Source organism: Breoghania sp., from assembly GCF_030066895.1.
Classification (GTDB): Bacteria; Pseudomonadota; Alphaproteobacteria; order Rhizobiales; family Stappiaceae; genus Breoghania.
This window is the reverse complement of record NZ_JASJAV010000017.1, coordinates 113,086-139,056: the sequence shown is the minus strand read 5'-3', so window position 1 is coordinate 139,056 and position 25,971 is coordinate 113,086. Positions and strand designations below refer to the sequence as shown.

Below are 25,971 nucleotides of genomic sequence, written 5' to 3'. Positions count from 1 at the left end.
CCCCTCACCCCGCCAGCAGCTCGCGCGCCACGATCAGCCGCATGATCTCGTTGGTTCCTTCCAGGATCTGATGCACGCGCACGTCGCGCAGATACCGCTCGATCGGATAGTCGCGCAGGTAGCCGTAGCCGCCGTGAAGTTGCAGCGCCTCGTTCACCACCTTGAAGCCGGTATCGGTGGCGATCCGCTTGGCCATGGCCGCGAACCGCGTCGCTCTCCTTGGCGTCCACCTTCATGGCCACCTTGTGCAGCAGCAAACGCGCGGCCTCCAGCTCGCTCGCCATGTCGGCGATACGGAACTGCAACGCCTGAAACTCCACCAGCGCCCGGCCGAACTGCTTGCGTTCTTTCATGTAGGCGATGGCGCGCTCCAGGCAGGATTGTGCCGCCCCCAGCGAGCAGGCCCCAATATTGAGCCGACCGCCGTCAAGCCCGGCCATGGCGATCTTGAAGCCGAGCCCCTCGCCGCCGATCAGGTTTTCCGCGGGCACCCGGCAGTCGGAGAAATCAACCTGTGTCATCGGCTGGCTCTTCCAGCCGAGTTTCACCTCCTGCGCGCCGAAGGAAAGCCCGGGCGTGCCCTTCTCCACCACGATGCAGGAAATGCCCTTTGGCCCGGCCTCTCCGGTTCTGACCATCGCCACGTAGAGATCGGCCGCCCTGCCGCCGGAGATGAACGCCTTGGAGCCGTTCAGCACGTAAGCGTCGCCGTCCCGGACCGCCTTGGTGCGCAGCGCCGCCGCATCCGATCCCGAGCCAGGCTCGGTCAGGCAATAGGCGGCGAAATGCTCCATGGTGCAGAGTCTTGGCAGGAAACGTTCACGCTGATCATCGGACCCGAAGAGGTCGATCATCCAGGCGGCCATGTTGTGAATGGAGATATAGGCAGCCGTCGAGGTGCAGCCCTTGGCCAGTTCCTCGAAGATCAGCGCCGCATCGAGCCGGGTCAGCCCGGAGCCGTCGACATCCTCGCCCACATAGATGCCGCCGAAGCCGAGGGCTGCGGCCTTGCGCAGGGTTTCGACGGGAAAGGTCGAGGTCTCGTCCCATTCGTGCGCATGGGGTTCCATTTCCTCACGCGCGAAATCGCCCGCCATTTCCTGAAAGGCGCGCTGCTCTTCGCTCAGAGCAAAGTCCATCCCCGTCTCCTCACTGCCGGATCGATGGGTCCTCTTGTCGGCCCCGGAGATATCTGCCGATGCGGAAAGCGTCAATCAAACATGAGGTGTGGGGAGTTGGATTGGAATGTGTGGCCTATCCTTCGATACGCGCTCTTGCGAGCGCTCCTCAGGATGACGTTATCGTGTTGATGGCTCTGCAGAAGCGAGCAACACGATAACGTCATCCTGAAGAGGCGCAAAGCGCCGTCTCGAAGGATGGGCCCCACATTCCAATCCCCTCCCTCCCGGAAATCCGACAGATCTACCTCCAATCCGGTTTCCCCACCTGCTGCATGGTGCTACACCATGCCTCACTGGGAGAAACATGCCGCTATCGGAGCCTGACCATGAACGTCGAACCGCGTAAACGCCGCCCCATGCCCGAAATCGATATGGGGGAGATCCTGGGCGGCAAGCGGGTGCGACGCAATCGCCGCACCGACTGGTCGCGCCGTCTAGTGCGCGAAACCACGCTCACGGTCGATGATATCATTTGGCCGATCTTCATAATCGACGGCGAAAAGCGCCGCGAGCCTGTCGCCTCTATGCCAGACTGTTACCGCCTGTCCGTCGACGAGGCCGTGCGCGAGGCCGCTCTTGCCGCCTCGTTCGGCATTCCGGCGCTGGCCCTCTTTCCCTGTACGGACGACGCCTTGCGCGACGAGATCGGATCGGCCGCGCTCGATCCGGACAATCTGGTCTGCCGGGCGTGCTGGGCAATCAAGGAGGAAGTCCCGCATATCGGCCTTGTCACCGACGTGGCGCTCGACCCCTATACCAGCCACGGCCATGACGGCCTTCTGGAGGGCGAGACGATCGTCAACGACGAGACGGTGCGCGTCCTCGTTGCCCAGGCACTGAACCAGGCGGAGGCTGGGACCGACGTCATCGCGCCGTCCGACATGATGGACGGCCGCATCGGCGCCATCCGTGCCGGGCTCGACGCGGTCGGCTTCCAGGACATCCAGATCATGGCCTATTCGGCGAAATACGCCTCGGCCTTCTACGGTCCGTTCCGCGATGCCATCGGCACCAATGCCTGCCTGAAGGGCGACAAGCGCACCTATCAGATGGACTATCACAATTCCGACGAGGCGATCGTGGAAGCCGGGCTCGATCTCGATGAGGGCGCGGACATGATCATGGTCAAGCCGGGCCTGCCCTATCTCGACATCGTGCGTCGTCTGAAGGACGAGTTCGCGGTTCCCACCTACGCCTATCAGGTGTCGGGCGAATACGCGATGATCTGCGCGGCTGCCCAGAACGGCTGGCTGGATTTCGACAAGGCGATGATCGAGAGCCTCGCGGCCTTCAAGCGCGCGGGCACCGACGGCATCCTCACCTACTTCGCCCCCAAGGTCGCCAAGCGACTCTCCGTGGGACTGTAAGGAGAGATCCCGCTCCTCAAGCGCGTCACGCAGGCCATTGCCGGGCGAGGACCTTGCCGACGAGGCGTTTTGCCATGTTCGCCGACACGTTTCTCTCCGCGCTGATGCCTGCGGACCGCTTTCTGCTCCTTGCCTTTTACGTCATGGCGCTGACGGAAACGCCGGGTCCGGCGAACATGGCGTTCGTCGCCGTCAGCGGCTCGCACAGCATCGCGCACACCCTGCCCTTCCTTGCGGGCTCGCTTTTCGGCTTCACGCTTACCTTCTGCCTCGCGGCCGCCGGGCTGCTTGCCATGCTTTCCGGCGTTCCGCTCCTGTGGCAGGGGTTGAAGATCGCCTACATCACCTATCTCGCCTGGCTCATCGCCACGGCGCCCGTTCCCGCAGCAGCGCCCTCTCCCTCACCCGGCGCCGACAAGGACCCCGGCGAAGGAACGACCGAACGACAGGCGGCGGCGCCCGGTTTCCTGCACGGGTTCTGGATCCATCCGCTCAATCCCAAGACCTACGCCATGCAGATCGCAGCGATCTCGCAATTCACCTCACCGCAACACTACGGCGCGGATGCGACGGTGATCGGGCTGACGTTCTTCTTTCTGGGCGGCGCTATGAACTTCTGCTGGGTCGCGGGCGGGCGGCTGCTTTCCTATGTCGTGCGCACCCCGCGCATTACCGCCTGATCAACGTCGCCTTCGCGCTGCTGATGCTCGCCAGCACGCTTGCGAGCCTTGCCGCCAGTTGAGCGTCGCCACGAGGTTCCGTATCGGCATTCTTTAGGGAGGCTACGGGCGCAGTAACCCGGCCTTGCCACGGCCATCCTTTGGTGGCACATCGCGGTATCGACAACCTTTTTCCCTCCCTCGGTGCCGCCGTGTCTTCAGATCCTGCCTCCGCTCCCCTTCCCGTCACGCTTGAAGACATTCGCGAGGCGGCACGGCTTATCGAGGGGCAGGTGGGTGCACACGCCCTTCTTTCCCGCCCCCAGCCTCTCGCGACTGACCGGCGCGGACGTCTGGGTGAAGTTCGCGAACCAGCAATACGTCATCTTCAAGGAGCGCGACGCGCTCCTTGAAGATGCTTTCGCTCACAGAGGAGGAACGCGCGCGCGGCATCATCGCCATGTCGGCGGGAAAACACGCCCAGGCGGTTGCCTATCACGCCGCACGGCTCGGCATTCCGACCGTCATCGTTATGCCGAAGACGACCCCGCATGTGAAAGTCGCCGCCACCCGCTCGCACGAGGCGGAAGTTGTGCTGGCGGGCGAGACGATTGCCGATTCCCAGATCGAGGTGGAACGCCTAATCAAGGAGCGCAACCTCACCCTCGTCCATCCCTATGACGACAAGCGCGTCATTGCCGGTCAGGGCACCATCGCGCTGGAGATGCTGGAGAAGAACAAGGATCTCGATGCCCTCGTCGTGCCGATCGGCGGCGGCGGGCTGATTTCCGGCATCGCAATTACCGCCAAGGCGCTGGCGCCCGAAATCAAGATCATCGGCGTGGAGGCCGCGCTCTACCCCTCCATGTACGCCACGCTTCACGGCACCGAGCCGCGCTGCGGTGGCAACACGCTGGCCGAGGGCATCGCGGTCAAGAATGTCGGAGCGCTGACGGGACAGATCGCAGGCGCACTCGTCGACGATATCGTGCTGGTGGAGGAAGCGGCCATCGAGCGGGCCGTCAACGCCTTCCTGGCGCTACAGAAGACGGTTGCCGAAGGCGCGGGCGCGGCCGGGCTTGCCGCCCTGTTGCAGGAGCCGGAGGAATTCTGGGGCAAGCGTGTCGGGCTTGTTCTGTGGGGCGGCAACATCGATCCACAGCTTCTCGCCTCCATCATCGTACGCGAGCTTGCCCGCGAGGGCCGGATGGTGGCGATCCGCATCGCCATTCCGGATCGTCCGGGTGTTTTGGGCGAAATCACCTCGCTCGTCGGCGAGATGGACGGCAACGTGGTGGAAGTCGCCCACCACCGCCGCTTCCTCGATGTGCCCGCCAAGGGCGCGATCCTCGATATCACCATGGAAACGCGCGACAACGAGCACGCCGAAGAGATCATCGGCGCCATCGAGAAGCGCGGCTACACGGTGAAGCGCGTCGATGCGGCCGAGACGGCGGGCTGAGACGAACCGTTGGTTCCGAACGCATTTTCGGCTCTTTGACGCCCTCTCACCATCATCCCCCGGCGTAGTCCGGGGGATCCAGCACCCTCAATACACGCTGAGACTGCTGGATTACCCAGACTAAAGCCGGGCAATGACGGAATGTGAGGGTGAGCGGAACCGAGGCGGAGTTCGGCCGAGGCGAGGCGTCCAGATCAGGCGCGTTTCGTTCCTGACTGTCATTCCCGTGGCGTGATTTCAAACGCGTCAAACGATTGAAAAACCGGCCCGCAAGCCCCAGTTTCCTAACGAGACCCTGAACCCGGCCCCTGATCCGCAAGGACGTCAGATCATGAGCACCGTCGAACCGGACGCGCTTTCCGCCCCCGATCCGCTGGAATACATGGCGCTGTATGAGGGCGTGCGCACCAAGCGCATCTTCGCCTTCCTGATCGACGCGATCGCCATCGCGATCCTCACCTCCGTCGCCGGTGTGATCGTCTTCTTTGTCGACATCTTTACCCTCGGCCTCGGCTGGCTCGTCTATGCCTTCCTGTGGCAGGGCGTCGCCATTCTCTACACCGCCTTCACGCTGGGTGGACCGGAAGCAGCCACCCCCGGCATGCGCGCCTTCGGCGTCGAGATGCGTCTTCACGACGGCAGCAGGTCGAGCCCACTTCTGGCTGGTGTCCACGTGGTGCTGTTCTGGGTTTCCGTCACCATGATCACGCCGCTCGTGCTGCTGGTTTCGCTGTTTTCCAATAAGAAGCGGCTTCTTCACGATATCATTCTGGGCAGCATCATCGTTAACTCAGCGGCACTGTCGCGGAGCTTCTGAACGGCGCTTGCACCTGTCGATTGAAGCGGCTACCCGTTTGGGTCAGGCTCATGCCGATCCGGGGAATCGCGAAATCGGAGGAGCGGATTTCACACGGCCGTTCGCGGGCAGCGTAACGGATGGCATCATCGACCCGGCAAGGGTTGAATGGAGGTTTTTGAACGAGATGAGACGCAACGGGGAACCGCCTTCGTTCCCGACGAAGGGGGCTGAAGGGCTCGATGCGTTCAACGCTCAGGGGAAGCGAGTGCAGGCGGGCGACGAATGACGGTTGCCGATATCCAGATGACACTCACCTTCGTGGTGATCGCCGGAACGATTCTGCTCTATGCCTGGGAACGGTTTCCGATCGAGTTCACGGCGTTGGGCTCTGTCGTTGCCTTCGTGCTCATCTTCACCGTTTTTCCCTATCAGGGTCCGACCCCGCTCGGCCCACGCGAATTGCTGATGGGCTTCGCCAATCCCGCGCTCATCACCATCATGGCGCTGCTCGTCGTCGGTCAGGCGCTGTTTCAGACCGATGCGCTAGAAAAGCCGACCCAGGTCGTGCTGGGCGGCTTTCGCCGGATCAGGCTTCGACCGGTCACGCCCATCCTGATCGGCGTCGCCGTCATCTCCGCCTTTTTGAACAACACGCCGGTTGTGGTGATGTTCCTGCCGGTTCTGGCGGCCGTGGCCGCGGCTGCGGGGACCTCGGCCTCGCGGGTGCTGATGCCGCTGTCCTCCATCGCCATCCTGGGCGGCATGACGACGTTGATCGGTTCGTCCACCAACCTGCTGGCGGCAGATGTCGCGGGACGGACCAGCGGCATCACCATCGGCTTCTTCTCGTTCACGCCGCTCGGCGTGATGCTGGCCTTCATCGGCTCGTTCTACATCATCTTCATGATGCCCTACCTGCTGACGCCGCGAAAGACCATGGCCGACGAAATCCAGGCCCCGGCCGACGGCAAGCAGTTCATCGCCCAAATCCCGATCACCTACAATCACCCGCTGGTCGGCGCAAAGCCCGTCAAAGGCATGTTCCCGTCCTTGCACGACATGACGGTGCGCCTCGTCCAGCGCGGCGAAAAACCGTTCCTGCCGCCCTTCGAGGGGGTGGAGCTGCAGCCGGGCGATACGATCATCGTCGCAGCCACCCGTCAGACGCTGACCAAGGCGCTGTCGTTGCGCAAGCCGATCGTGCGCTCCGGCCACAACGGCGAAGTCTCCGATGACGAACACGCCCTGCCCGACGGCGCCGTCTCATTGGCCGAAGCGGTGGTGGCGCCCGGCTCGCGCATGATCGGGCGCACCACGGCGCAATCGAGCCTCAAGGCGGAATCGAACTGCGTTGTCATGGGCCTGCAGCGCCGCAGCCGCATGCCGCGCATGGCGATGACCGATATCCGTCTGGAAGCCGGCGACGTGCTGCTGCTGGCGGGCGAGCACGAAGACATCCAGTCGTTGCGCGGCAATCGCGATGTGCTGCTGATGGACTGGTCCACCGCCGAGGTGCCCAAGCGCCGCTACGCCCCGCGCGCACTGGCGATCTTCGTTGCCGTGGTGGCGGCCGCGGCAAGCGGCGCGGTGCCCATCGTCACGGCCGCGATTACTGGCGCGTTGGCGATGATGATGTTCGGCTGCCTGAACGTGCGTCAGGCGATGCGCGCACTCGACAGCCGCATTTTCATGCTGATCGGCGCCTCGCTGGCCGCCGCCACCGCGCTGGAACGCACCGGCGGTGCACAGTTCGTCGCCGAAGGGCTAATGGACGCCATGTCCGGCCAGTCGCCGGCCGTCATCCTGTCCATGATGTTCCTGCTGATCGCGGCGCTCACGAACGTGCTGTCGAACAACGCGACCGCCGTCCTTTTCGCGCCCATCGCCGTCAACATGGCGGCGCGCACGGGCGTCGACGTCAACGCCTTCGCCACGTGCCTGATCTTTGCGGCCAACTGCTCCTTCGCCACCCCCATCGGCTATCAGACGAACCTGATCGTGATGGGCCCGGGCCACTACCGGTTTTCCGATTTCCTGCGCGCCGGAACACCGCTCGTGTTGGTCATTTGGCTGTCTTTCTCATTACTCGCGCCGTGGTATTATAGCTTCTGAATACAAGGGAGCGCAGATTGCGGCGTCGGGGTCAGACATTTTGACCTGCGCGTTTTCCTCGTATTTTGTTTTTCCGTTCTGTTTCATAACCTTACGGTATAATTCGGATGATAATTTGACAATTTTGACATGTTGATTTCGGTGCGAGACGCGGGCAATGACAAAGCCCATTACAGATAATCCGCAATTCCATCTGACGGCACCGGCACCATGTCCGTACCTGCCGGATCAAGAGGAACGCAAGGTCTTCACGCATCTGGTGGGGGAGCGCGCGACGTTTCTCAACGACGTTCTGACCCATGGCGGATTCCGTCGCTCGCAGAACATCGCCTACCGTCCGGCCTGCGATACCTGCCGCTCCTGCACATCGGTGCGCATTCTGGTCGACGAGTTCGACTACACGCGCTCGCTGCGCCGCGCCCGCAATGCGGCACGCGCCTTTGTCGGGCGCGAGGAGCCACCCACTCCCTCGACCGAACGGTACGAGCTTTTTCGCCGCTACCTGGCGGCCCGTCACGGCGAAGACGGCATGGCCGACATGCGGCTTCTCGACTATGCCCTGATGATCGAAGACACCCATGTCGACACGATCGTGGTCGAATACCGCCATCGCGCCGACAACCGTCCCGACCTCAGCGAGGAGGATCGCGGCGAAGGCCCGCTCGTGGCCGCCGCATTTACGGACGTGCTCTCGGACGGGTTGTCGATGGTCTATTCGTTCTTCGACCCGGACATCCGCCACGTCTCCTTCGGCACCTACCTGATCCTCGATCACATCGAGCGCGCGCGGAAGATGGGGCTGCCTTACGTCTATCTCGGCTATTGGGTGCCGGGCTCCAAGAAGATGGAATACAAGACCCGCTTTCAGCCGCAGGAGCATCTGGGTCCGCAGGGCTGGATCCGTGCCGACGGGAAGTGAGCTGTGGGGCGAGAGCTCCCGGACGGCCATTATCGTGTGGCCCATCCTTCGAGACGGCGCGTCGCGCCTCCTCAGGATGAGGTTGTGTTTGGCGCGGCCTTCTTCAAAGACATCAATACGATAACGTCATCCTGAGGAGGGCCGACAGGCCCGTCTCGAAGGATGGGCCCCGCAAAGAACGCCCAACGTTCAACTCAACCCCCGCGAACGCCCCTCACCCCAGATGCGCGGCGATCTTGTCGAACACGTCCCGGAACATCTGCGGCGTCAGGCGGCCGGTATTGGTGTTGTAACGGGAGCAATGATAGCTGTTGAAAAGCGTGTAATGGCCAAGATCGTGCACTCTGCCGTGGCTGAAGGGATAGGAGGCGCGGCGCTTTTCCAGCGTCGTCAGCACCGTCTCGTGCGCCACCCGACCGAGCACCAGGATCGCGGTCAAGTTCGTCATCGACGCAAGCGTGTTGATCAGGAACGGACAGCACGCCTTGACTTCAGGACCCGTCGGCTTGTTTTCCGGCGGCACGCAACGCACCGCGTTGGTGATCGCGGCCCCGACCAGCTCCAGCCCATCATCGGGCCGCGCCTTGAAGGTGCCGCGCGAGAAGCCGTAGGCATCCAGCGTCTCGTACAGAAGATCGCCCGCATAATCGCCCGTGAAGGGCCGCCCGGACTTGTTGGCACCGCGCAAGCCCGGCGCCAAACCGACGATCAGCAGCCGCGCCTCCTTCGCTCCGCCGCACGGCAGGAAGCTCGGCACCGGAGCGTTGAACCACTCCGGCTCGCGGCCGCGATGCAGCTGGCGAAACTCCACCAGCCGCGGACAGCGCGGGCAGTCGCGATCGGGATCGGTGACGGTCGCGGGAACGGCGGCGAAGGAGGTTTCAAAAGAAGCGCTCATGGGAGGTCGGGATGCTCCGAAACACAGGAAAACGGCCCCGAATCGCGACGGGCCGACATGCCTCATTAAACCAGATCCCTCCCCCAAGCGACGACCGGAATGCCGGACCGCCCCGAAGTCCAACGCAGAGTGGGGATAAGTGATCCGGACCAGGTTCTCAGAGCAATGTCGGCGCGATTGCATCGGCCTTTCGATGATTTTGGCGACCAACACCGAAATTCAATGGAATTCGAGAGAATTCGAAACGAAAATTAATCGGTGTTCAGAAACACCGTCAGTTCTTTGTTTTCTTATACTTTTTTCGGTTCTGAGGCCGCAGTTCCGTATTAGCCCGATATCCGGCCGACTCCTGTCCTGCCGCCCTCGCGCGCAGCGAGCTGGCACCAAGATATCACCGCCAATACGAAAAGATATTCCCGGTCCGCACCCATCCTCCCACAAGAGCACAGACGATCCCCACTCCCGGTCAAACAGGAGCGATGCATTCTCCGAAAAATTGAATGTCGCAGTCCGCGAGCCTTGCAGGAAAGAAGGCCCGAACCAGTTCGCCAAAACGCTGGACGCCTCAATACGGCGTCCGCCAAGAGCGACGGAAGACTGCCTGAGCCATTTCGGCTGCCGACACCGGCCCGTACGTGCACCCTGCCCGGTCCGCGCACGGCCGCACGAAAACGTGGGCCGTTGGCTCGTTACGCAAGGTGCATCCCGCCACCTCGCGCGTCATCGCCGTCTGCCCCCCTGCCCGCCGGGATCGGCGGGCTCGTGTCGACCAGGTCGGTTCCAAGGCCCTGGCCCCATCTCCTAACCCAATGATTTACAACGATCTTATCTTACCGATCCGGCTTCCACCGAGCTCAGCATGGCCGCCAGGACGCTCACCCTTTGCGGGTGCGCGCCTCAAAGATCGTCGTAGACTTCCTCGCGCTCGGCCGGATCGCGACCGATCTTGTTGGCCAGCGTGCTCAGGTCGATGAAGTGATCGGCCTGACGACGCAGGTCGTCGGCAATCATCGGCGGCTGGGTCTGCAGGGTGGAGACCACGGAGACCTTGCGGCCGCGACGCTGGACGGCTTCGACCAGCGAGCGGAAATCGCCATCGCCGGAAAAAAGCACCAGATGATCGACATATTCGGCCATTTCCATCGCATCGACGGCCAGTTCGATGTCCATGCTGCCCTTGATTTTACGGCGGCCGGAGGAGTCGATGAATTCTTTGACCGGCTTTGTAACGACCTTGTAACCGTTATAATCAAGCCAATCGATCAGCGGGCGAATTGACGAATACTCCTGATCCTCCACAAGAGCCGTGTAATAATAGGCCCTCAACAGATAAGGTTTTCCTTGAAACTCTTTCAGCAACCGCTTGTAGTCAATATCGAAACCAAGAGATTTCGCGGTCGCATAGAGATTTGCGCCGTCAATGAACAGCGCAACTTTCTCGCGCGGGTCAAACATCTTTATTCTCTTTATCTTCTATGGGTTTGGAATTGCCATGTGCACAGATAAGAATGAGGCTGATCAGCTACGGAACCGCGACCCTTGAGCGTAATGAGCACTAAAAAATTAGGACAATGAGCCCGAGCCAATACGACCAACTTCGTCATTTTTGCCTGTTTGATATAAATTAAATCCTGACGCAAGAACACAGTACGACTACAGATTTCTCAAAATATGGGGATCACCTCGAATTTTTTCTAGAAACTTTGATCATAAAGCCAATCTTCAAGAGGATCGGAAGGTTACCGCAAGCGTTTCGCGTCCCTAATGCCACGATCTGCCGCATACGATACGCACAGCTCTTTTGCCGCTTTGACTAACATGTGAAATATCAGAGACCACCAAAGGTTGCATCGCGCCGATGCTCTGAGAGCTTTCCTGAAACCGGACAACGGGTCGAGCCATGATGCGGTTTGGGCCTCATCCCACGTTCACCGCGTCCCTTTGAGGCCCTGTAAAACATTCGACTTTCATGTCAAGTGCACCCTTGCATTTGCGGTGCAAAAACCCTAATAAAGCGAGTTCATTCCCATGCGCGCGACCGAGTGTCCGACCCTGGTGGGGCGGCCCTCTGAGGCCGATCATGGATCTATAAGGCGAGGCTTCGCCGGAGATCCAAGAACGAGACCTCAAGGTCAAGCCCGGTTAGGCCCGGAGCCGTCGCATGCCAACGAGACTTGGGCCGACCGGCGTATTGGCGCCGCCTCCGGCCCGCGACTGGAGATCTGCCATGGCGCGTGTGACCGTCGAAGACTGCATCGGTAAAGTCGACAACCGCTTCGACCTGGTGCTTTTGGCCAGCCATCGGGCGCGGATGATTGCTTCCGGCTCCCCGCTAACCATCGATCGTGACAACGACAAGAACCCGGTCGTTGCTCTGCGTGAGATCGCGGAACAGACCGTCAGCCCGGAAGATCTGAAGGAAGATCTGATCCACTCGCTGCAGAAATACGTTGAGGTCGACGAGCCGGAACCGGAAGCCGTTCCGATGGTGCCGAGCGCGGCAAGCGCTGCTGCCGGTCCGACCGACCCCAGCGAGCCCCCGGTGGAATTCGACCGCATGTCGGAAGAGGACCTGCTGAAGGGCCTGGAAGGCCTCGTCCCGCCCGATCGCAGCGACGACTACTGATAAGGCCATCCCGCGCCGGGTCGCGTTTCCCGCGTCTTTCCCGACGGATGGCTTGAAACATGAGGTGGCGCGCTTCCGGTGCGCCGCCTTTTTCTTCCCGAAAGGGACGCGCTGCCCCCAGGAATGGCCGCGGTCCGCACGGGGTGTGTCAGCGAACCGCCGGCCCGCATCTCCCTGCCCTTGCAAGGCCTCTCAGACGCAGCGTCAGGACCCCTGTCGAAGCCGTCAGGCGCTAAAAATGGCGGGAGACGGAAAGTCTGGCACTTCGTAGACGGGTAACCTATCTGAGTTAAGTCTTCTCAATCGCCCTTAACCAGCCCGAAGCCAGCCAAAGACCGGCAGGACTCGAGCCCCCGCTGCGGGAATGCGTCGCCACCGCCATGATGCGTCAATATGAGCTCGTTGAGCGGGTCAATCGCTACAACCCGACCACCGACGAAGCGCTGCTCAACAAAGCCTATGTCTATGCCATGCAGAAGCATGGCACGCAGATGCGCGCCTCCGGCGACCCCTATTTCTCCCATCCTCTCGAAGTCGCCGCCATCATGACCGATCTGCGGCTCGACGACGCCACCATCGCCGTCGCCCTGCTGCACGACACGATCGAGGACACGGACGCCACGCGCGCCGAGATCGACACGATCTTCGGCGAAGAGATCGGCAAGCTCGTCGACGGGCTGACCAAGATCAGCCGTCTCGACCTGATCTCACGGCGCGCCAAGCAGGCCGAAAACTTCCGCAAGCTGCTGCTGGCGATCGCGGACGACGTGCGGGTGCTGCTGGTCAAGCTGGCCGACCGTTTGCACAACATGCGCACGCTGCATTTCGTCAAGGAAGACGAGCGTCGCAAGCGGATCGCGGAAGAGACGATGGAAATCTATGCGCCGCTGGCCGGGCGCATGGGTATGCAGGACCTGCGCAACGAATTGGAGGATCTGGCCTTCCGAACGGTCAATCCGGAGGCCTATCAGACCATCACCGCGCGCCTCGATGCGCTGCGTGAAAAGAACTCCGCGCTGATCGGCGACATCGAGCGCGACCTGACCGAACGCCTTGCCGAACGCCAGATCCAGGCGACCGTGCGTGGCCGCATGAAGCGGCCCTACTCCATATTCCGCAAAATGGAGCAGAAATCGATCGGCTTCGAGCAGCTCTCCGACATCTACGGCTTCCGCGTCGTGGTGGACGACCTTGAGACCTGTTATGCGGTTCTGGGCGTCGTTCACACCGCCTGGCCGAGCGTGCCGGGCCGCTTCAAGGACTACATCTCAACGCCGAAGCAGAACGACTACCGTTCCATTCACACCACGGTCGTCGGCCCCTCGCGCCAACGCGTCGAGCTGCAGATCCGCACCCGCGAGATGGACCGCGTGGCGGAATACGGCATCGCCGCCCACGCGCTTTACAAGGACGAGGTCAAGGGCGGCCGCAACATCTCGCATCTTGCCGACGAGTCCCGCGCCTATGAATGGCTGCGCCAGACCATCGACATGCTCTCGCAGGGCGATACGCCGGAAGAATTCCTGGAAAACACCAAGCTGGAGCTCTTCCACGACCAGGTTTTCTGCTTCACGCCGAAGGGGCGGCTCATCGCCATGCCGCGCGGCGCGCCCCCGATCGACTTCGCCTATGCGGTTCACACCGACATCGGTAACACCACGGTCGGCTGCAAGATCAACGGCCAGATCGTGCCGCTGGTCACCGAACTGAGAAACGGCGACGAGGTCGAGATCATCCGCTCCGGCGCCCAGACGCCGACCGACGACTGGCTCAACATCGCCGTAACCGGCAAGGCGCGCGCGGCCATCCGCCGTTCGATCCGCGATGCCCAGCGCGAACGGTACGCTGCTCTCGGCCGTCATATCCTGAAGCGCGGTTTCGAGCGGCGCGGGCTGGAGCTGAACGACAAGGTGCTCGTCCCCGTCCTGCTGCGCTTCTCGCAGGCCTCGGTGATCGATCTGATGGCTGCGGTGGGGCGCAGCGAGATCCATGCCGCCGACATTCTCAACACGGTCGATCCCTCCCACGACGACACCCCGCACGAGGTGATCAGCACGGAGCGCGCGGCGTCCGCCGACAAGGCGCGCGAAGAGGGCTGGTTCGATCTGGAGGGCGGATCCGGGCTGAAATTCCGCGTGCCCACAGGGGCGACGGAGGAGACCGCCTCGCTGCCGATCCGCGGCCTCCACAGCAATCTTCCCATCCGCTTCGCTCCCGATGGCGGGGCGGTGCCCGGAGATCGTATTGTCGGCATCCTGACGCCCGGCGAAGGAATCACGGTTTATCCGATCCATTCCGAGGCCCTGAAGGATTTCGACGACGACGATCAATGGCTGGACGTGCGCTGGGACGTCGATACCGAACACCCGGAGCGCTTTCCCGCGCGCGTGTCGGTCGCGGCGATCAACGAGCCCGGCACGCTGGCCGAAATCGCGCGAATCATCAGTCAGAACGACGGAAACATCGACAACATAAAAATGATGAGCCGCGCGGCCGATTTTCACGAGATGACAATCGATCTAGAAGTATGGGATCTGAAACATCTCAATCGTATCATCAACCAGTTGCGCGGCGCCTCCGTGGTCTCGTCCGCGCAGCGGCTGAACCACTGAAGAAAAAAGGCGACGTCCCGAAGGGACGCTGTCAAGGAAAGGACGATATGACGAGGGACGAAGTTCTGGCCATTTTCCGGGAATCGGGTGCAATTCTGGAGGGCCATTTCATTCTGTCGTCCGGCCTGCGCAGTCCGGTCTTTCTGCAAAAGGCGCGTGTCTTCCAAGATCCCGAGCGCACGGAAATCCTGTGCCGGGCCCTGGCAGAAAAGATCCGCGAGGCCGATCTCGGGCAGATCAATTACATCGTTTCGCCTGCTTTGGGCGGCATCATTCCCGGTTATGAAACTGCCCGCCACCTGGGCGTGCCCGCCATGTGGGTGGAGCGCGAAAACGGTGAATTGCGGCTCAGGCGGTTCGAGCTGGAAAAAGGCGCACGGGTGATCGTGGTGGAAGACATCGTCTCCACCGGATTGTCATCGCGCGAAACGGTGAACGCATTGAAGACCATGGGCGCGAATGTCGTCGGTTGCGCCTGCCTGATCGACCGCTCCGCGGGCGAGGCAGATTGCGGTGTTCCCTTGATCGCACTGGCGCAGTACAAGGTTCCCGCCTATCCGGCAGATGCCCTTCCGCCGGAGTTTGCCGCCCTGCCCGCCGTCAAGCCGGGCAGCCGGGGGCTTGCCTGAGGTGGTTCGGGTTCTCACATCAATGGCGGCCCCGCTAAGGGCCGTCATGAGTAAAATGCCGTTATCGGCCGAGTAGAAAATACTGTTTCAGCGTCGCACGCCCCCTCATTGGCTTGAACAGATCCGGGTCGCCCTCTGGCCCCGGCACAGCTTTGCCCGTTCGGCCAAGTATTTCGGCAAGCGCGTCCTCCGGCTGACCGCAAGCCCGCACGCCGTTGCGCTGGGCTTTGCGGCCGGCACTTTCGCCTCCTTCACGCCCTTCGTCGCTTACACTTCATGCTGACCTTCTTCTTCGCCTTCCTGATCGGAGGCAACATGCTGGCACCCGCCTTGGGAACCGCCGTCGGCAACCCGTTGATGTTCCCCTTCATCTGGACGTCCACCTACCGGCTGGGCCACATCCTGCTCGGCCACGACCCCGCCCTTCAGGCCCACCACCCGCTCAAGCTCAACCTGCTGAGCCAGTCGCGCGATGCCATCTGGCCGATTTTCAAGCCGATGCTCATCGGGTCCCTGCCGCTCGGATTGACGGCGGGCGCCATTGCCTATTTCATCATCTACGGGATGATAACGCGCCGGGAGAAGCTGTGCGCACGCCGCACGGCAACGCAGGGCGCGCAGCCGCAGGCCATCGACCGGAACTAGTTGGAACGGGCCACCGGAGAAAATCTCATGACCCTACGCCTGGGCGTGAACATCGATCACGTGGCCACGGTGCGCAACGCGCGCGGCGGGCCGCATCCTGATCCCCTGCGCGCGGCGCTGGCCGCAGAGGCAGCCGGTGCCGACGGAATTACCGCGCATCTGCGCGAAGACCGTCGCCATATCCGCGACGCGGACATCGCCGCCTTGCGCAAGCACCTGAAGATCCCGCTCAACCTGGAAATGGCGGCGACGCCGGAAATGCGCGACATCGCGGTGAAGATGCGCCCGCACGCCGCCTGCCTGGTGCCCGAACGGCGCGAGGAACGCACTACCGAGGGAGGTCTCGACTTAGAGAGATATTTCAAGGTTTTGCAGCCGTTTGTTGAATCGCTTTATGACGTCGATATCCGGGTGTCGCTGTTCATCGAACCGGATATGCGCCAGATCGACGCCGCGCGCGCCGTCGGCGCGCCGGTGGTGGAGCTTCACACGGGCGCCTATTGCGAGGCGGCCCTGGCGGGCGACGCGAAAGCCCGCGCGGTCCAGCTTGAGCGCGTGCGTGAAGCGGCCCGTCACGCAACCCAGATCGGACTGGAAGCCCATGCTGGACACGGTCTGACCTACGACACCGTCGACGACATCGCCTGCATGCCGGAAATCCGGGAGCTCAATATCGGCCATTTCCTGATCGGCGAGGCGATCTTCGTAGGGCTGGAGCCCGCGCTTTCGGAAATGCGCCGTCGCATGGACAAGGCCCGCACGGCAATCGTCCCGGCGCGATAGCGCGCCTTGCGGATCGGCGAGATACTTGCGAAGCCGGGGCAAATGACCGGCCATCCGTAGAGCCTGCGTTGCGCGGCACGGGCGAACCCGGTATCAAGGCGCTCGTTCCCGCATGATTGTCGGGGAATCACGGTCGGGGAGTGATTGACAGCTCTCGAAGCGCCATTCGTCATGAGCGCGTCGCATTTCCGGCCCCCTCTTATGCCGGACACCAGGACCGGAAAGCATCGGGCGACAGCGGCCCGGCCCTGCTCTCAAATAGCCGAGCTCCCCTTCGGGTGGACTCGGACTGGAGTATAAAGCCGCCCGCATCAGCCGGGCCAAACGGTGGACGCGCGGAATCCGCGCGAAACAGTATGAGCACGAAGGACCCGATGAGCGAGGCGAGCGACAAGAACGGACAGAAGGGCGGTTGGGGCGAAACGGTAAAGGTCGTCATCCAGGCGCTTTTGCTGGCCATGGTTCTCAGGACCTTCCTGTTCCAACCCTTCAACATTCCTTCCGGCTCGATGAAGGACACGCTGCTGATCGGAGACTATCTGTTCGTCTCCAAGTTCAGCTACGGGTACAGCCGGTATTCCTTCCCCTTCGGCCTGGCGCCCTTTTCCGGCCGCATCTGGGAAGGCAAGCCGCAGCGCGGCGACGTGGCCGTCTTCAAGCTGCCGCGCGACAACTCGACTGACTACATCAAGCGCGTGATCGGCCTGCCGGGCGACACGATCCAGATGATCGACGACCGGCTCTACATCAACGGCAAGGCGGTGAAGCGCGAGCGGCTGGACGACTATATCGAGACCGACCGCTATGGCCGCACCGAGCGCGTGGCGCGCTACTGCGAGACGCTGCCCAACGGTGTGTCTTACGAGACCCTCGACCTGACCCCCAACGGGGCGGCCGACAATACCCAGGTCTTCAAGGTGCCGCAGGGCCACTATTTCATGATGGGAGACAACCGGGACAATTCCGCCGACAGTCGCGTTCCCGGGTCCGGCGTGGGCTATGTGCCGCTGGAAAACTTCGTCGGCAAGGCCGAGATCCTGTTCTTCTCCGTGGAGGACGGCGAACCGGCCTGGATGTTCTGGAAGTGGCCGTGGACAGTACGCTGGAACCGGCCCTTCAAGACACTTTGAGGATGGAATGGCACGCGAAAACGTCGCTGGTCTGAAACGGCTCGAGGACGAACTCGGGCATGAATTTTCCGACCGTTCGTTGATTATCCGTGCGCTGACGCACGCCAGCGCCCTGCCCTCGGCCCGCAGCGCGACCGAGAACTACGAGCGACTAGAATTCCTGGGCGATCGCGTTCTGGGACTGGCTGTCGCGGAAATGGTCTTCCAGACCTATCCCAAGGCCGAGGAAGGCGAACTGGCGTGCAGGCTGAACCATCTGGTCAAGCGCGAGACCTGTGCCAAAGTGGCGGCGGAACTGGGCATCGGCGAGTTGATGGTGATCGGCGAGAGCGAGGCCCATTCCGGCGGACGCGCGAAGGTGGCGCTGTTGGCCGACATATGCGAATCCGTGCTGGGCGCGCTTTATCGCGACGCCGGGTGGAAGACCGCGCGGTTCTTCATCGAAAGGCACTGGCGCGGACGCATGCTGTCGTGGTCGGGCAACCAGCGCGACGCCAAGACCACCTTGCAGGAATGGGTGCAGGGCAAGGGCCTTGCAACGCCGAACTACAAGATATCGGATCGCTCCGGCCCCGATCATGTGCCCGTCTTCACCGTCACGGTGGCGGTTGACGGCATGGATACGGGATCGGGCAAGGGACCGTCCAAGCGACTGGCGGAACAGGCGGCGGCCGAAACCGTCCTGCGCCAAGAAGGCATCTGGTCAGAGAGCGGCAAGTGACAGACAACGAAAACAAGACGCCCGTGGCATCCGAGACCGCCGAAAGCGGAGCTCCCGAGGAGACCCGCGCCGGGTTCGTCGCGCTGATCGGGGCGCCGAATGCGGGCAAGTCGACGCTTTTAAACCGTCTGGTCGGGGCGAAGCTCTCCATCGTCACCCACAAGGTGCAGACGACGCGGGCCATCATGCGCGGCGTTGCGATCCACGACACGGCGCAGATCGTGTTCGTGGACACGCCCGGCATTTTCGCGCCCAAGCGCCGGCTCGACCGGGCGATGGTCGATACGGCGTGGTCGGGTGCGGAAGGGGCCGATATCGTTGCCCTGCTGATCGACGCGCGCAAGGACATCGACGACAAGATCGCTCCGATCCTCAAGCGGTTGGCGGAGCTCAAGCGACCGAAGGTGCTGATCCTCAACAAGATCGACGTCACCAAGCGCGAGGACCTGCTGACCTTGGCGAGCCGCGCCAATGCGGAGGTCGGGTTCGATCAAACCTTCATGATCTCCGCGCTCAACGGCGACGGGGCGGACGATCTGTTGGACTATTTCGCGGAAAAGTTACCGAAGGGCCCGTGGCTCTATCCGGAAGACCAGATCTCCGATCTGCCGCTGCGCATGATCGCGGCCGAAATCACCCGCGAAAAACTGTTCCTGCGCCTGCACCAGGAGCTTCCCTACGCCTCCACGGTCGAGACGACCCAGTGGAAGGAGCTGAAGGACGGTTCGGCGCGCGTGGAACAGACGGTCTACGTGGAGCGCGACAGCCAGAAGAAGATCGTGCTTGGCAAGGGCGGACAGACGATCAAGGCGATCTCCCAAGCCGCGCGCCAGGACCTCGCCACGATGGTGGAACGCCCGGTGCACCTGTTCCTGTTCGTGAAGGTGCGCGAGAACTGGGGCAACGACCCCGAGCGCTACCGCGAGATGGGGCTGGAGTTCCCGCGCTAGAAGGCTTTTCGCTCAGGCGGCCCTGACGCGGGAGACGAATGCCGAAATCTGATCACGTAGTTCCGTCGCCTGAGCGTTGAGTTCGGTGGCGGCACTGGCGACCTCCGAACTCACCGTACCCGTTTCACGCGTGGCGGAGGACACGCCGGCGACGCCCTTGCTGACCCGCAGCGTGCCGTCGATGCCCTTGACGCGTTCTGTGCGATCTCGCCGGTCGCAGCCCCCTGCTCGGTTGCAGCCTCCGCGATCACGCTCGCGCTTTCGGAGATCTTCTACACCATCGTGGCCATGTGCTCCACCGCGCCCACGGACTTCGACGACGCGTTCTGAATTTCCTCCACCTGGCTCTTGATCTCCTCGGTCGCCTTGGAGGTCTGCGTCGCGAGATCCTTGACTTCTGACGCGACCACCGCAAAGCCCCGTCCGGCGTCACCGGCCCGCGCCGCCTCGATGGTCGCATTCAGTGCCAGCAGGTTCGTCTGCTCCGCAATGTCCTGAATGAGGTTGGTGACCTCGGCGACCTTGGAAACCATGTTCCCCAGCTGGCGCACGGAATCCGTTGTCCTGCCAACTTCGCTCGCGGTGGATATGGTCAGCTCCGACGTGTTGGAAATCTGTTCGGCGACTTCGTTGATGCTCGCCGCCAGTTCTTCCGCGGCCGCTGCAACCGCGTGAACGTTCTCGCTCGCTTCCTGAGCCGAGTCGGAGACCGACGACATTTCACCGTTGGTTCGATCCGCGACATCCGACATGCCGTTGGCGTTGCGAGACAGGGTTTCGGCGGCGTTGAAAACGCCCTCCACAATCGTGCCGACAGTGTGCTGGAAGTCGTCCAGCACCCGGCCCAGATCCTCCTTGCGGCGTTGCTCGGCCAATACCGAAGTGTTGCGATTTTCCTGTTCCAACTCGCGGTTCTTGACGAGATTTCCGCGGAACACCTCGACGGTGCGCGCCATGTCGCCCAGTTCGTCGCGGCGCTCGAGACAACAGATGTCGACCTCCGCATGCCCTTCCGCAAGACGGTTCATGACCTCCGACATATGGGACATGGGCGACAGGATTCGGCCGAAAAGCATATATCCGATGAGAACCGCCACGATGACCAGCGAGATGACGACAAAGCCGACCACATAGGGGGGCTGCTCCGAAGACGGTACGAATGCTCCCGATCAGCTCGTCGCGGGCGGCATCCGCATTGAGAGTCAACTGCTGCTCCAGGTCGGCCAGTCCCTTGACGGCCGGTCCGTCGTTGATTTTCACGACCTGATCGATTTCTCGCGTCGTCTTGCCGTCCCCCGCCATCGCCTGCACGGTATCGCTTGCCGACAGATAGGCCGTCACAACGTTTTCGATCTCAGAGAGAGCTGCCTCCTCCCCGCTTGAATTCGGCAATGCACGGTACCACTTGATGTCCTCCAAGGCGCCTTCGCCTGCAGCGCGGATCTTGTCGAGCCTGCCCGCATCCTTGCGCAAGACATAGTTCTTGAACTGATGGATCATGCCGCCATAGCCCATATACCGACGCATGGCGAAGAGCAGATCGCCCTTCAATTGTCCGGACGCCCCCGCCCGGTGCGCCCCGAGCGCGGCAAAGAGCGTCTCGATCCCCTTCAGCGCCGGACCGTCATCGACCTTAACCTCAGCATCGATTTCCTCAGGCGACAGACCCTCGCCGACCTTTTCGATGGCGACATTCAAGGCCTCTCCGTAAGCCTCGATGACACCGCGAATGTCGAATACGGCCGACGTTTCCGCGCTCGTCAGATCGGCGGCGGAATACACCTGAAGCGCCATATCCGCACCGCCGATCGCGGCGCGGACACGCGAGATGCGTCCGGCATCGCCGCGCAACACGTAATTCTTGAACTGATGGATCATCCCGCCATAGCCCAGCGCGGCGGTGAGATATTCCAATCCTTCGTAACGCTGTGACTTGCGGTCGGAGTAGGCGATCCAGTCCCGCTCTATCTCCACAATTCGATCCGCACTGGATATCACCGCACCGGAAATCATGGCACCAATCAAAAGATAAGCGAATTTCTTGAGATATATCTTTCCCACCCGCGCAACATAGATCCTAACATCCAGAAACAAGATGGCGCCTTAATATTATGTGAATTCCATATGATTTTATAATATATACGAATTTTATCATTATTATCAGTAATTAATAACAATATCTTAGATATAAAAATATCAAATTAACATCTATTTTATTCAATCTATACTAATCACCAGTCGAGATTTTATTTAAATTGCCTAGCGACGAACCTCCGCGAACAACGACGTGCATCGGGACGCGAACATTGGTTCGCCCCGGCTTCAATGTTCCCATTTGCCGATCGAAATCGTCTAATCTCGCGTCATGGAATGGAGCGACGACGCCATTGTCCTTGGCACCCAAAAACACGGAGAATCCTCCGTCATACTGGAGGCGATGACGGCAACGCGCGGTCGGCATCTGGGGCTGGTGCGCGGCGGGCGTTCGCGCAAGATGCAGCCGACCCTACAACCAGGAAATTCCGTCCGCCTCACCTGGCGCGCGCGCCTCGACGGGCATCTCGGCAATTTTCATGTCGAGGGGCTGGAATTCCGCGCCGCCGCCCTGATGGAAACCCCAATCGGCATTCATGGCGTCCAGACGCTCGCCGCGCTCTTACGCCTGCTCCCCGAACGAGATCCCAATCCCAGGCTCTACAACGCGCTGCAGGTCGTGCTCGACCACATGGACAATGCCGGCCTTGCCGCCGCCCTGCTGGTGCGCTTCGAGCTTGAGATGCTGAACGAACTGGGCGTCGGGCTCGATCTTTCGCACTGTGCGGCGACGGGCGTGACACACGATCTCATCTGGGTTTCGCCGAAATCGGGCCGCGCGGTCAGCCGCGAAGCGGGCGCGTCCTATGCGACCAGGCTGTTGCCGCTGCCCGCCTTCCTGCACCGGCTGGAAGGCACCAACGAGACCGCGAGTGCGACCTTGCAGGAACTGACCGACGCCTTCCGCCTGACGGGCTTTTTCCTCGACCGCCGCATCTATGGCCCGCGCGAACTACCGTGGCCGACGGCGCACGAGGCATTCGTCACGACGATGCAGCGGGCATTGGCATAGGCGGCCAAGAGCCTTTACCCTTCGGCTTTGGAGCGGGACGCCGAGCTCTCAAGGGTACGGCGATATCTCCTCCCCTCTCCTTCACCTCTCCCAATGGGAGAGGTGAAGGAGAGGTACGGCCTCAAGGCGGCGAAGAAACGCTCCCTCAGCCCCCTGTTTTCCTCGCAATCCTGCCAATTCCGCGCTTTCCCGCCTTGCGCGATTCGCGCCCGCGCGATACCCAAAACACATGGGAAACAAGCTGATTCCGCCAGGAGGCGCCGGGGGTCCTGAAGGGCCGGACGGCATCGAGCAGATCGATTTTCGCGAGGCGCTGGAAGAGCGCTATCTCGCCTATGCGCTGTCGACCATCATGCACCGCGCGCTACCCGACGTGCGCGATGGCATGAAGCCGGTCCATCGCCGCCTGCTCTATGCCATGCGGTTGCTCAAGCTCGATCCCGGTCAGGGCTTCAAGAAGTGCGCGCGCATCGTCGGCGACGTCATGGGTAAATATCACCCGCACGGCGACAGCGCGATCTATGACGCCCTCGTGCGTCTCGCCCAGGAATTCTCGCAGCGCTATCCGCTGGCCGAGGGCCAGGGCAATTTCGGCAATATCGACGGCGATAGCGCCGCCGCCATGCGTTACACCGAGGCCCGCCTCACCGAGACCGCCCGCCTGCTGCTCGACGGCATCGACGAGGACGCGATCGACTTCCGCGAGACCTATGACGGGCTCGACCAGGAACCGGTGGTGTTGCCCGGCGGGTTCCCGAACCTGCTGGCGAACGGTTCCGCCGGCATCGCGGTTGGCATGGCGACGTCGATCCCCTCGCACAACGTGGCAGAGATCTGCGACGCCGCGCTTCATCTGATCAAGCATCCCAACGCGCCGACTGAAAAGCTGGTGGAATTCACCAAGGGCCCCGATTTCCCGACCGGCGGTGTGCTGGTGGAGTATCCGACCTCCATCCTTGAAGCCTACAAGACCGGGCGCGGTGGGTTCCGCGTGCAAGCCAAGTGGGAAAAGGAAGAAACCGGGCGCGGCACCTGGGTGGTGGTGATCACCGAGATCCCCTATCAGGTGCAGAAGTCGAAGCTGATCGAGAAGATCACCGAGCTTCTGATGGCCCGCAAGCTGCCATTTCTGGCCGATATCCGCGACGAGTCCGCCGAAGACATCCGCATTGTGCTTGAGCCGCGCTCGCGCAATGTGGACGAGCACCTGCTGATGGCCTCGCTGTTCAAGCTGACGGATCTGGAAAGCCGGTTCCCGCTCAACATGAACGTGCTGTCGCGCGGCCAGGTGCCGAACGTTCTCGGCCTCCGGAACGTGCTCTCGCAATGGCTGGAGCACCGCAAGGAAGTGCTCATCCGCCGTTCGCAGCACCGGCTGGACAAGATCGAGCACCGACTGGAAGTGCTCGACGGCTACCTGATCGCCTATCTCAACCTCGATGAGATGATCCGCATCATCCGCCACGAGGATGAGCCCAAGCGCGAATTGATGAAGACCTTCAGCCTGTCGGAAATCCAGGCCGAGGCGATCCTCAACATGCGGCTGCGGTCGTTGCGCAAGCTGGAAGAGATGGAGATCAGCGGCGAGCACGACAAGCTGGCGGCCGAGCGCGACGAGCTGAACGCGCTGCTCGCCTCAGACGACCTGCAGTGGAAGACGATCTCCTCCGAAATCCGCACCGTGCGCAAGAGCTACGGCCCGGAGACGGAGATGGGCAAGCGTCGCACGCAGTTCGGCGAGGCAGAAGACATCGACCTTGAGGGGATCCACAACACCATGATCGAGCGCGAACCGATCACGGTTGTCGTCTCCCAGAAGGGCTGGATCCGGGTCATGAAGGGCCACATCCAGGACACCTCCGGCCTGTCGTTCAAGCAGGGCGACGGCCTCGCCTTTGCCTTCCCGGCGGAGATGACGGACAAGCTGCTGGTCTTCTCCACCGGTGGGCGCTTCTTCACTCTGACGCCGGACAAGCTGCCGGGCGGGCGCAGTCAGGGCGAGCCGATCCGTCTGATGGTCGACATGGATCAGGATCAGGACATCGTCGCCGTCTTCGTGCACAAGCCGGGCCGCAAGCTGCTGGTGGCGGCCACCGATGCGCGCGGCTTCGTCGTCAGCGAGGACGACATCGTCGCCAATACGCGCAAGGGCAAGCAGGTGCTGAACGTTTCCGCCGATGCGGAAGCGAAGCTCTGCGTTCCCGCCGACGGCGACCGCATCGCGGTGATCGGCACGAACCGCAAGCTTCTGGTGTTCCCGCTGGAACAGGTCGGCGAGATGACACGCGGGCGCGGCGTGCGTCTGCAGCGCTATTGCGACGGCGGCATTTCGGACGCGGTGGTGTTCAAGGCAGAAGAGGGGCTGACCTGGATCAACTCGGCCGGCCACAGCTTCACCCGCACGCTGGAAGAACTCTCCGACTGGTGCGGTGACCGCGCCCAGGCCGGCCGCCTGCCGCCGACGGGCTTCCCACGCTCGAACAAGTTCGGTTCGAACGGGCTTGGGTAGTCGGAAGGGATTGGTTGGGGCAAAGCACGCAGGCACACAGCACGTGCCTTCCTCCCCCTCGCCTAGCGCGCACTCTCCGCAGGCCAGAAGCCCGTCTCGGGGTCGCACCGCATGATCCGCACCTCGATATCCGGCTCCAGGCACCGCGTGCATTTCAGGCCCGCGGCCACCTCTTCCAGAGTCGCGGACTGATCCAGCCGGTCGATGTTGAGATAACGCAACCGCGCGCAGTTCGGGCAACAGATGGTGAGCCGTACGCCTTCCGCGCGAATGTCGGCGACCGTCGGCACGGCGTCAGCCCTTCTCGCGCAGGAGGCGGCCCTTTTCGCGCTCCCAGTCGCGTTTCTTTTCCGTCTCGCGCTTGTCGTGCAGCTTCTTGCCGCGCGCGACCGCCAGTTCCAACTTCGCCCACCCGCGATCGTTGAAATAGAGCTTCAGCGGCACAAGTGTCATACCGTCCTTCTGGACGGCGCCGAGCAGCTTGCTGATCTCCTTCTTGTGCAGAAGAAGTCGGCGCGGGCGCTTGGGCTCGTGGTTGAAGCGGTTGCCCTGCAGGTATTCGGGAATGAAGCTGTTGATCAGATAGATCTCGCCGCCCTGCTCGGTGGCGTAGGATTCCGCGATCATGCTCTTGCCGGCGCGCAGCGACTTGACCTCGGTACCGGTCAGTTCCAGCCCCGCTTCAACGGTGTCGATGATCTCGTAGTTGAACCGGGCCTTCCGGTTGTCGGCGACGACCTTGCGGTTCGTCTGCTCGTGCGGCTTCTTAGCCATTTGGATCAGCCCTTCCTGACAGAAGGGCCAGACGTTGGTTGACCGCCCGGCCTCAGATTCGGTTCGCAATATCTGCCGAGACGGCGCAA

Annotated in this window: 24 protein-coding genes and 1 pseudogene; 18 read left to right on the top strand and 7 right to left on the bottom strand. The window is 62.2% G+C overall.

What is annotated here, in order from left to right; translation table 11 throughout:
* Window positions 1-4: 4 nt before the first annotated feature.
* Window positions 5-1,139: pseudogene (locus QNJ43_RS17365) on the bottom strand (acyl-CoA dehydrogenase family protein).
* 413 nt (window positions 1,140-1,552) lie between these two features.
* Here QNJ43_RS17365 and hemB point away from each other — a divergent pair.
* The 6 genes from hemB (at window position 1,553) to QNJ43_RS17335 (ending at window position 8,499) form a co-directional block, all read left to right on the top strand.
* Window positions 1,553-2,548 (top strand): porphobilinogen synthase, encoded by a 996-nt coding sequence (gene hemB, locus QNJ43_RS17360; RefSeq protein WP_300471906.1) that lies wholly within the window; start codon window positions 1,553-1,555, stop codon window positions 2,546-2,548.
* Window positions 2,549-2,622: 74 nt separating this feature from the next.
* Window positions 2,623-3,228, top strand: a complete 606-nt coding sequence (locus tag QNJ43_RS17355; protein ID WP_300471826.1) for a LysE family transporter — start codon at window positions 2,623-2,625, stop codon at window positions 3,226-3,228.
* Between the two features lie 394 nt (window positions 3,229-3,622).
* Window positions 3,623-4,669 carry a pyridoxal-phosphate dependent enzyme gene (locus QNJ43_RS17350; protein WP_346433024.1) on the top strand — a complete coding sequence of 349 codons (1,047 nt, stop codon included), beginning with the start codon at window positions 3,623-3,625 and terminating at the stop codon, window positions 4,667-4,669.
* Between the two features lie 331 nt (window positions 4,670-5,000).
* Window positions 5,001-5,486, top strand: coding sequence for an RDD family protein (locus QNJ43_RS17345; RefSeq protein WP_300471825.1), 486 nt, complete (start codon window positions 5,001-5,003; stop codon window positions 5,484-5,486).
* Window positions 5,487-5,750: 264 nt separating this feature from the next.
* Window positions 5,751-7,580 carry an SLC13 family permease gene (locus QNJ43_RS17340; protein ID WP_300471824.1) on the top strand — a complete coding sequence of 610 codons (1,830 nt, stop codon included), beginning with the start codon at window positions 5,751-5,753 and terminating at the stop codon, window positions 7,578-7,580.
* A gap of 157 nt (window positions 7,581-7,737) precedes the next feature.
* On the top strand, window positions 7,738-8,499 hold the full coding sequence (locus tag QNJ43_RS17335; RefSeq protein ID WP_300471823.1) for an arginyltransferase: 762 nt from the start codon (window positions 7,738-7,740) through the stop codon (window positions 8,497-8,499).
* Between the two features lie 214 nt (window positions 8,500-8,713).
* Here the strand turns inward: QNJ43_RS17335 and QNJ43_RS17330 are convergent, their stop codons facing one another.
* Together QNJ43_RS17330 and QNJ43_RS17325 are read right to left on the bottom strand one after the other, a co-directional pair.
* Window positions 8,714-9,397, bottom strand: coding sequence for a uracil-DNA glycosylase (locus QNJ43_RS17330; RefSeq protein ID WP_300471822.1), 684 nt, complete (start codon window positions 9,395-9,397; stop codon window positions 8,714-8,716).
* Window positions 9,398-10,294: 897 nt separating this feature from the next.
* Entirely contained in the window at window positions 10,295-10,852 is a 558-nt protein-coding gene (locus QNJ43_RS17325; protein ID WP_300471821.1) for an NYN domain-containing protein, read from the bottom strand.
* Window positions 10,853-11,624: 772 nt separating this feature from the next.
* Between QNJ43_RS17325 and rpoZ the strand changes: the two genes are divergently transcribed.
* From rpoZ to era, 9 genes are all read left to right on the top strand, one after another.
* Entirely contained in the window at window positions 11,625-12,023 is a 399-nt protein-coding gene (gene rpoZ, locus QNJ43_RS17320) for a DNA-directed RNA polymerase subunit omega (RefSeq protein WP_300471820.1), read from the top strand.
* A 380-nt stretch (window positions 12,024-12,403) separates the two neighbouring features.
* A complete protein-coding gene (locus tag QNJ43_RS17315; protein ID WP_300471819.1) occupies window positions 12,404-14,635 on the top strand; it encodes a bifunctional (p)ppGpp synthetase/guanosine-3',5'-bis(diphosphate) 3'-pyrophosphohydrolase in 2,232 nt (743 codons plus the stop codon).
* A gap of 47 nt (window positions 14,636-14,682) precedes the next feature.
* The gene (pyrE, locus tag QNJ43_RS17310; protein WP_300471818.1) at window positions 14,683-15,264 is read left to right on the top strand and encodes an orotate phosphoribosyltransferase; all 582 of its coding nucleotides are present in this window, start codon (window positions 14,683-14,685) and stop codon (window positions 15,262-15,264) included.
* A 79-nt stretch (window positions 15,265-15,343) separates the two neighbouring features.
* Window positions 15,344-15,547: a DUF2062 domain-containing protein gene (locus QNJ43_RS27345; RefSeq protein ID WP_346433030.1), complete on the top strand. Its 204-nt coding sequence runs from the start codon at window positions 15,344-15,346 to the stop codon at window positions 15,545-15,547.
* Entirely contained in the window at window positions 15,541-15,909 is a 369-nt protein-coding gene (locus tag QNJ43_RS17300; RefSeq protein ID WP_300471817.1) for a DUF2062 domain-containing protein, read from the top strand. Before QNJ43_RS27345 ends, QNJ43_RS17300 begins: the two co-directional genes overlap by 7 nt.
* A gap of 27 nt (window positions 15,910-15,936) precedes the next feature.
* Window positions 15,937-16,692: a pyridoxine 5'-phosphate synthase gene (locus QNJ43_RS17295; protein ID WP_300471816.1), complete on the top strand. Its 756-nt coding sequence runs from the start codon at window positions 15,937-15,939 to the stop codon at window positions 16,690-16,692.
* 374 nt (window positions 16,693-17,066) lie between these two features.
* Entirely contained in the window at window positions 17,067-17,822 is a 756-nt protein-coding gene (lepB, locus tag QNJ43_RS17290) for a signal peptidase I (protein WP_300471904.1), read from the top strand.
* A 7-nt stretch (window positions 17,823-17,829) separates the two neighbouring features.
* On the top strand, window positions 17,830-18,543 hold the full coding sequence (rnc, locus tag QNJ43_RS17285) for a ribonuclease III (protein WP_300471815.1): 714 nt from the start codon (window positions 17,830-17,832) through the stop codon (window positions 18,541-18,543).
* A gap of 23 nt (window positions 18,544-18,566) precedes the next feature.
* Window positions 18,567-19,493, top strand: coding sequence for a GTPase Era (gene era, locus QNJ43_RS17280; RefSeq protein WP_300471903.1), 927 nt, complete (start codon window positions 18,567-18,569; stop codon window positions 19,491-19,493).
* Window positions 19,494-19,505: 12 nt separating this feature from the next.
* On the opposite strand, the gene QNJ43_RS17275 is transcribed toward era, so the two are convergent.
* Both QNJ43_RS17275 and QNJ43_RS17270 read right to left on the bottom strand, forming a co-directional pair.
* A complete protein-coding gene (locus QNJ43_RS17275; protein ID WP_300471814.1) occupies window positions 19,506-19,637 on the bottom strand; it encodes a hypothetical protein in 132 nt (43 codons plus the stop codon).
* Window positions 19,638-19,765: 128 nt separating this feature from the next.
* Window positions 19,766-20,623 carry a HAMP domain-containing methyl-accepting chemotaxis protein gene (locus QNJ43_RS17270; protein ID WP_300471813.1) on the bottom strand — a complete coding sequence of 286 codons (858 nt, stop codon included), beginning with the start codon at window positions 20,621-20,623 and terminating at the stop codon, window positions 19,766-19,768.
* 361 nt (window positions 20,624-20,984) lie between these two features.
* Here QNJ43_RS17270 and QNJ43_RS17265 point away from each other — a divergent pair, with 361 nt between their 5' ends.
* The 3 genes from QNJ43_RS17265 (at window position 20,985) to parC (ending at window position 25,108) form a co-directional block, all read left to right on the top strand.
* On the top strand, window positions 20,985-21,425 hold the full coding sequence (locus QNJ43_RS17265; protein WP_300471812.1) for a hypothetical protein: 441 nt from the start codon (window positions 20,985-20,987) through the stop codon (window positions 21,423-21,425).
* A 433-nt stretch (window positions 21,426-21,858) separates the two neighbouring features.
* Window positions 21,859-22,599: a DNA repair protein RecO gene (gene recO, locus QNJ43_RS17260; RefSeq protein WP_300471811.1), complete on the top strand. Its 741-nt coding sequence runs from the start codon at window positions 21,859-21,861 to the stop codon at window positions 22,597-22,599.
* Window positions 22,600-22,828: 229 nt separating this feature from the next.
* A complete protein-coding gene (gene parC / locus QNJ43_RS17255; protein ID WP_300471810.1) occupies window positions 22,829-25,108 on the top strand; it encodes a DNA topoisomerase IV subunit A in 2,280 nt (759 codons plus the stop codon).
* Between the two features lie 62 nt (window positions 25,109-25,170).
* Here the strand turns inward: parC and QNJ43_RS17250 are convergent, their stop codons facing one another.
* Window positions 25,171-25,398 (bottom strand): hypothetical protein, encoded by a 228-nt coding sequence (locus QNJ43_RS17250; protein WP_300471809.1) that lies wholly within the window; start codon window positions 25,396-25,398, stop codon window positions 25,171-25,173.
* Window positions 25,399-25,402: 4 nt separating this feature from the next.
* On the bottom strand, window positions 25,403-25,882 hold the full coding sequence (gene smpB / locus QNJ43_RS17245; RefSeq protein WP_300471808.1) for an SsrA-binding protein SmpB: 480 nt from the start codon (window positions 25,880-25,882) through the stop codon (window positions 25,403-25,405).
* Window positions 25,883-25,971: the final 89 nt, after the last annotated feature.